The sequence below is a fragment of the Arthrobacter terricola genome, assembly GCF_004354015.1.
Classification (GTDB): Bacteria; Actinomycetota; Actinomycetes; order Actinomycetales; family Micrococcaceae; genus Arthrobacter; species Arthrobacter terricola.
In genome coordinates, this window is the sequence record NZ_SMRU01000073.1 from 1 (window position 1) to 5,023 (window position 5,023).

2 protein-coding genes and 1 pseudogene are annotated in these 5,023 nt (G+C 64.9%); all 3 read left to right on the forward strand.

Annotated features, from left to right (window positions below; genetic code table 11):
* Nucleotides 1-549 (forward strand): annotated as a pseudogene (locus E1809_RS26090) (hypothetical protein); the annotation flags it as partial.
* A 220-nt stretch (nucleotides 550-769) separates the two neighbouring features.
* Entirely contained in the window at nucleotides 770-1,138 is a 369-nt protein-coding gene (locus E1809_RS26095) for a hypothetical protein (RefSeq protein ID WP_133207121.1), read from the forward strand.
* A complete protein-coding gene (gene mobF, locus E1809_RS26100; protein WP_165962517.1) occupies nucleotides 1,135-4,707 on the forward strand; it encodes a MobF family relaxase in 3,573 nt (1,190 codons plus the stop codon). The genes E1809_RS26095 and mobF overlap by 4 nt, the downstream gene beginning before the upstream one ends.
* Nucleotides 4,708-5,023 lie beyond the last annotated feature (316 nt).

Consider the following 5,023-nt stretch of genomic DNA (forward strand, 5'->3'; position numbering starts at 1 on the left):
ATCCCCAAGCAGCCCCGGCGCTTTTCCTCCGTCACGATGAGCGAGGAAGAACGGTGGGGCCACGTCCAGACCCTGCTCCACGACCAAACGATGCGCCATTACACCCGCATCGGCGGCCTGTTCATGCTCCTGTTCGCCCAGCCCCTGACCACGATCTGCCGCATGCACGCGGACCAAGTCACCGTCACCGACGACGGCCAGGTCACCGTCACGTTCGAGCGCACCCCGATCCTCATGCCCGAACCCCTGGACCGGATCATCATCGAGCACATGAACCGGCGCGGCCAGGCCTCCTACGCTAGCCGGAACAGCCGCTGGCTCTTTCCCGGCGGGATTCCGGGCAACCACCTGGCCACCGAAAACATCCGCGGACAACTCGTTGACCACGGCATCAAACCCTACAACTCCCGCAAAGCAGCCCTGTTCCAACTCGCAGCCGAAATCCCGACGCCCATCCTGGCAGAGCTGCTCGGCATCTCCACGACCACCGCCGTCCGCTGGGCCGCGCTCTCCTCCCGAAACTGGAACGCCTACATCGCGCAACGCTGAACTCGACCCATCAGAATACGACCCCTCCGCCAGTAGAGCATGAGGGCTGACTCACGGTTCGTCATGTCGTGACGTGAGGTCTCGCCGATGAACCAACGTGGTCCGGGAAATTTGTGGTGATTGTGGTGAGAGCTTCGAGCCTTCGGGCACGTCCCAGCTCTTCTGCTTTACTCGCTGTGCCAACAGGCAGCGCGATCGTCGACGGCGGCAGCGAACCTCGGTGGCGCGACCTAGGCCCGACTCGGAAACCCAGCTCGAGGCAGCCACCACGGCCGCGATGCCTTCGAGCCGGCTCGTGGATTCACTCCGTACCCAGCTCCGGTCTTTGTCCGAAGACTTGGACCACTTGGCAGCAGAGAACACTGAGCAACGAGCTATCGTCAAGAGCCTCCGTGCCGACCTCGGCCGCCTCCAAACTGCCCGGCAGACCGATGTCCAGGACCTGGTCCACCTCGCCGGAAAGCTGCTGGCCTTCTCCCATGCCGCCGGCGTCGAGCTACACGACAGCACCAAGGCACTGTTCCGCCGTCGCGGATGGGTGTCCACCAGCAACCATGGCAGCCGCAACTCGGAAGCGCACAAGCAATGACCATGTCGATCGCCCGGCTCTCCGCCCAGTCGGGCCTGAAGTACTTGTTCAAAACTACGATGATGGACGATCTGACGATCACCCCTGTGGATGCGACCACCTATTACATGAAGGCCGGTACCCCTCAGGGCCGCTGGCTTGGATCCGGCCTGCATGGCATCAACCGGGGCGCCTGGGATGTCGTTACGGAAACCGACGCGAAGGCCATCTTCGACCTCGCCGTCCACCCGGACACCGGCACGCCTCTGGGCCGCCCGCACGGCCAACCCACGATCGTCCACAGCAGCCCTGGCCGGACCGGGACGCGCCGCGCCGTCGTCGGCTTCGACCTGACCTTCAGCGTCCCCAAATCCGTCTCCGTCCTGTGGGCGCTGAGCCCCCGGGCGCTTCAGGACCGGATCCTGCAGACCCACCACGAGGCGGTCACCGCCACCCTGCAATGGCTCGAAGAAGCGGTCATCCACACCCGGGCCGGCCGGGGCGGCGTCGCACACCTTGGCACCCGGGGCGCGATCGCCGCCGCGTTCGACCACTGGGAGTCACGTATCGGGGACCCGCAACTGCACACCCATCTCGTGATCGCGAACCGCGTCCGACGGATCACCGACGGCGCCTGGGTCACCCTCGACTCGCGGACACTCTACAAGGCGGCGGTCGCGGCCAGCGAACACTTCAACGGCCTGCTCTTCGACGCCCTCCACCGCAGCATCGGAACAGATACCGATACCCGCGAACCGGCCGCCAGCACGCACAACCCGAGCCAGCAACTCACCGGCATCGACGACACCCTGATCCGTGAGTTCTCCAACCGCTCCCGCCGGATTGATATCGAGACCGACCGGCTCGTGGCCGAATGGACCACAAGCCATGGCACTCCCCCGTCGGCCACGACAATCATCAAGCTCCGCCAGCAGGCAACCCTTTCCACGCGCACCGTCAAACCCGAAACCATCACACCGTTCCATCAGCTCTCGGCCCAGTGGCGGGCACGCGCAACCGCCAAAGGCTTCGACCCCAGCATGGTGCTCGCCAACGCCGTGCAGCGCTCCCATGCCGCGCCGTTCCGCACCTGCGAGTTCGCCCCGGCCTGGGTCGACGCCGTCGCCACCATCACCCGGGAACGCGTCGCCACCAAACGTGCCACCTGGAACCGGTGGAACCTCCTTGCCGAAGCCGAGCGGATCTGCGCAGACATCCGCTGCCACACCCCCGCAGACCGCAACACCATGATCGACGCAGTCGCCACCGCCGCCGAAAACCAGTCCGTCCCCCTCAACGAAAACCGCTACACCATCCCCGCCGACGCGCAACCCGACCTACGCTTCGCGAACCAATGCATCTTCGACTTCCACGGCGCCCGCCTCTACACCGACGCGGCGACCCTCGCCAACGAGGACGCCGTCATGGAAGCAAGGAACGACGACAGCGCACCGGCAATCCGCCCGGCCGCTGCCGTGGACTCACTCGACACTTACAAACGCCACGGCCGGTTCGAACTCCACACCGACCAGCGCGCGGCGGCCGCCGAGGTCCTGCTGAGCGGCAACCGGCTCGACGCCATCGTCGGCCCCGCCGGAACCGGCAAGACCACCACCCTCGGCGCAGTCAAAGCAGCCTGGGAAGCAGACTACGGAACCGGCAGCGTCGTCGGATTGGCTCCTGCGGCGGCGAGTGCCGAAGTTCTGGGGCGCGAGCTGTCCGTGGCCGCGGAGAACGTCGCCAAATGGCTGTACGAGTCCGCCGGTCAGGGAGCCGGGAACCGGGCCGCGCAGTTCTTCGACGTCGAGCAACGGCTCATCAACCGCGTGATTGGACGAAGCCCCGAGGCCGCCCGGCTGGCACAGCAAGCAGCCCGGCTCGCTGCCGAACAGGACAGGTGGCGTTTTCATCCGAACCAGCTGGTCGTGGTCGATGAGGCGTCCATGGTCTCCACCCTTCAGCTGTCTGTGCTGGTGCAGCAGGCCCGGGACGGCGGAGCGAAAGTCCTGTTGGTGGGCGATCCCGGGCAGCTGGATGCCATAGACGCCGGCGGTATCTTCGGCTGGCTTGACCGGCAAGGCAAGACAGTGCGGCTGAGCACCATCTGGCGGTTCGAACACGCCTGGGAACGGGATGCCTCGCTGAAACTGCGTGCCGGGGACTTCGCCGCCATCACCGCCTACGACCAGCACCAACGCATTCAACACGGCTCGTACCTGGATATGGTCGACCGAGCCTATCTGGGCTGGCAGACAGACATCCAAGCAGGCCAGTCGTCCATCCTCATCGCCGCCGACAACGACACCGTCAGCATGCTCAACCAGCGGGCCCGGGCAGACCGTGTCATCCAAGGCGCCGTTGACGCCGAACATACAGTGCCGCTCGGCGACGGGCTACGCGCCGGCCGCGGCGATATCATCATCGCCCGCCGCAACGACCGCACCATCACAGACAGCCGCGGCGACTTCATCCGGAACGGAACCATGCTCGACGTCGTCCGCACCGGTAGGCGCGACGACTCGCTCACCGCGGTCCGCCGGGACACCGGCGCGACAGTCACACTGGATCGCGACTACGTTGAAGCCTCTGTTGAGCTCGGATATGCGACGACGGCCCACCGCTCCCAGGGCATCACCGTCGACACCGGACACACCGTGGTACCCCAAGGCCGGCTCACGCGCGAACTGCTGTACGTGAGCATGACCCGCGGCCGAGCGGGAAATTTTGCATACGTCAGCGAGAACGACCCCACTGATAAGGAGCCACTTGATCCCATCTTGCACGAGTCATGGCGCGAGATACTGCGCGACGTTCTCGCCGCCGAAGGTACCGAACGGACAGCTCATGAAGTCCGCGACGCTGAACAATCAAAAGCAGACAGCCTGGAGCGCCTGGGGGCGGAATACGACTACCTAGCACGAATTGCTGCCGCCGAGGATCTGACAGGGTTCCTTGATGCGCACGTGCCCGGCCGGTCCACAGAATTGCGAAGTTCCCCCTCCTGGGGTGCAACCGTCGCAGCCTGGCGCCGCTCCGTCGGAGTAAGCCGTCCGAGCACGCAACGACTTCTCATCGATGCTCTGGAAACAAATGCGGGCGCGAGAGATCTGGTGGCCGTGGTCCACTCCCGGCTCCGTCAGTTCCTGCCCCCGATGCCCGCAGGCGGACCTGATCCTTTGGTTGAGAATCTCCGCACGGCTCGTCCCGATCTCGCTGACCTGATCAATCAGGTACGGGGGCGGATGAAGCGCAGGATGGATTACGTCACCAGAGACGCCATGATGGGTGATGCCGAATGGACTCGGAACCTTATGGACGCCTTGGGTCCGGACCTACGGCCACAGGTCACAACCCTTGTCATGCGCGGCGTCGCCGTCTACAGAGACCGTTGGGGTATCGAAGATTCGCCCCTTCCTCTGGGGCCTTTTCCCTCTTCCTACGATTGGGAACAACAGGAACAGCGGGCAAATATCGACCGCCTCATCAATGAGATCCGTGCCTCGCCGATCAACCAACTCCCGACTCCGAGATGGAGCGTTGAGCCGGTCGCTTGGGAAGACCACTTCATGAATGTCGGCTGGAGACTTTAACCTGACTTGGCTCATTTCCTTAGACGATATGAAGTGGGACGGGTTACCTGCCCGTCCGGAGCGGTCCATTATCGCCGGGCGGTCCTGCAGCGCCGGCTTTGAGGTGATTCGGCCGCCCCGACGCGCATACTGGCGCTGCCGGACCTGGTCCCGGCGGTGGCGGCCCTTATCCCGGACGGCCAGTTTCAGCCGGGAGGATGAGGGGCCGGGGCCTTCTGTTTCACAGGTCCGTGGGTTGCCATTGGCGGCTCCTGTGGCCTGCGAGGGTCCTTGGGGGTGCAATGGTAGTGCCACATGTGAGGTTTGGGAGGTCCCG

What these genes read in the sequence shown, in the direction of transcription:
- mobF (WP_165962517.1), top strand. Translation starts at nt 1,135, where the DNA reads ATGACCATGTCGATCGCCCGGCTCTCCGCCCAGTCGGGCCTGAAGTAC.